2 protein-coding genes are annotated in these 2,343 nt (G+C 69.9%); both read left to right on the top strand.

Features of this window, described 5'->3' with window-relative positions; all coding sequences use genetic code 11:
- A partial coding sequence (locus tag AX685_RS04570; protein ID WP_156445666.1) for a PD-(D/E)XK nuclease family protein occupies positions 1 to 1,587 on the top strand: 1,587 nt, incomplete at its 5' end.
- A gap of 47 nt (positions 1,588 to 1,634) precedes the next feature.
- Positions 1,635 to 1,955 carry a thioredoxin gene (trxA, locus tag AX685_RS04565; RefSeq protein WP_066485884.1) on the top strand — a complete coding sequence of 107 codons (321 nt, stop codon included), beginning with the start codon at positions 1,635 to 1,637 and terminating at the stop codon, positions 1,953 to 1,955.
- The last annotated feature ends 388 nt before the right edge of the window (positions 1,956 to 2,343 follow it).

Raw genomic sequence — 2,343 nt, 5'->3', positions numbered from 1 at the left:
CGGCTGCGGCTGTCGGCGCCGCTGGCGGTGCAGGACCTGCTGGCGGCGGTGCGGTTCGTGTTGCAGCCGGAGGACGACCTGTCGCTGGCCAGCCTGCTGGTTTCGCCGTTGATCGGCTGGACGCAGGAGGAATTGCTGGCGCGCGCCGCGCCGCGCAAAGGCGCGCTGTGGCCGCACCTGCGCCGTACCTGCGCCCCCGACCTGCTGGCGCCGATCGAGACGCTGCTGGCGCGCGCGGATTTCGACACGCCGTACCGGTTCCTGGAGATGATCCTGTCCGGGCCGATTGACGGGCGGCGGCGGCTGCTGGCGCGGCTGGGCGAGGAAGCGCGCGACCCGATCGAGGAATTGCTGAACGCCGCGCTGGATTTCGAAACCAATGCGACGCCGTCGCTCCAGCGGTTCCTCGACTGGTTCGAGCGTGACGAGGTGGAGATCGTCCGCGATGCCGCCGCGCCGCTGGACGCGGTACGCGTGATGACCGCGCACGGATCGAAGGGATTGCAGGCCCCGGTCGTGATCCTGGCGGATGCGACGTCAGACCCGGATTCCGCGCCGCGATCGACGCTGTCGTGGACGCCCGACGGCATGGACCGCGCGCTGCCGGCGTTTCGCCCGCGCAAGGCCGAGCGCGCGGGCGCGATCGACGCGGCGCTGTCCGACGTCGAACGGCGCGAGCGCGAGGAGCATTGGCGGCTGTTCTATGTCGCGGCGACGCGCGCCGAGGAAAAACTGGCGATCGCCGGATCGCTGAGCGCGAAGTGGAACGGCATTCCGCCGGAGGCGAGCTGGTACGCCGCCGCGGCACGGACGCTGGACACGCTGGGCGTCGCCCCGGCGGAGGAGGGCGCGGACGCGGCGCCGCGGGTGTTCCGCGGAACGGCACCGGCGGCGCCGGTGCCGGTACGGGCCGCGCGGGAGGAGGCGATGCCCGCGGGTGCCGACCTGCCATTATGGTCGCGTCGCGTCGCCCCGCGCGCGCAATTGCCGCCACGCCCGCTGTCGCCGTCCGCGGTGGGCGATGACGAGGTGGCTGACCCGCCGCCGACACCGGCAATGCGCGCGGCCGCCGAACGCGGGCAATGGATGCACGCACTGTTCGAGCGTCTGCCCGCCCTATCCGCCGGGCAGCGCGCGGCTGCGGCGGAGGCGTGGCTGGCGGCACGCGGGGTCGAGGATCGCGCGGCGATCATCGCGCCGGTGCTGGCGGTGATGGAGGATGCCGCCTTCGCCGACCTGTTCGCGCCCGACGTGCTGGTGGAGGCGCCGATCAGCGCGACCCTGCCGTCCGGCCGGGTGATCGCGGGGACGATCGACCGATTGCTGGTGGCGGACGGTGTGGTCCGCGTCATCGACTACAAGACCGGGCGGCGCGTCCCCGCCGACGCCGCGGACGTGCCGGAGTTCCACGTGCGGCAGATGGCCGCTTATCATGCGGCGCTGGAAGTAATCTTTCCGGGGCATGTGATCGAGGCGGCGTTGCTCTACACCGCCGGGCCGCGACTGGTGACGCTGTCGCCCGATGCGTTGGCGGCGGCGAAGGCGCGCTTTGCGGGGCCGGAGCAAAGCTTGCCCGACGGTGGTTGAGCGAGCGGCACGCGCACCCTAGCTTGCGATCCATCAAGGAGACAGACATGGCCACCAAGACGATCACCGACGCCAGCTTTCACGACGACGTCATCAGCGCCGACAAACCCGTGCTGGTCGATTTCTGGGCGGAATGGTGCGGCCCGTGCAAGATGATCGGTCCGTCGCTGGAGGAGATCAGCGACGAGCTGGGCGAGCAGGTGACGATCGCCAAGCTGAACATCGACGAAAATCCGGATGCGCCGGGCCGCTATGGCGTGCGCGGCATTCCGACCATGATCCTGTTCAAGGGCGGCGCGCCCGCCGCGACCAAGGTGGGGGCGGAGCCGAAGGGACGGATCAAAGCCTGGCTCGAAGGCGAATTGTAAGGGCGCAGCGGACGGACGGCGGCAGGTGATGTCGCCGCCCGTCTGCGCGGCGTACCACTCCCGGGCGGGAAGACGGTTGCGCGACGTGGCAAGCCACGCGCCGACGTCGCGCGAGACGCCCGCGGCATATGCCTCCAGTTCGGATTACCCGCATTGGGCGTTCTAACCCGTTTGCGGTATGAGGCGTACCCACCATGGTGGCATCGACACTTGCAGCCGCGTCGAGGGCGGTGTCGATGGAGTAATGGTGAGGATGAACCCGGGCAGCGACCATGAGATATCGCCGATGCGAGCGCTATCCTTCGACCGGCTCCACCAGTTCGCGATATTCCAGAAAACATGGGGTAATCGCGGGAGCGGTACTCCGGGCTGTCACGAGATGAATGCT

The organism is Sphingomonas sp. CCH9-F2, assembly GCF_001556735.1.
Lineage (GTDB): Bacteria > Pseudomonadota > Alphaproteobacteria > Sphingomonadales > Sphingomonadaceae > Sphingomonas > Sphingomonas ginsenosidimutans.
The sequence above is the reverse complement of the archived record's forward strand: the minus strand, read 5'-3'. Positions and strand labels throughout refer to the sequence as shown.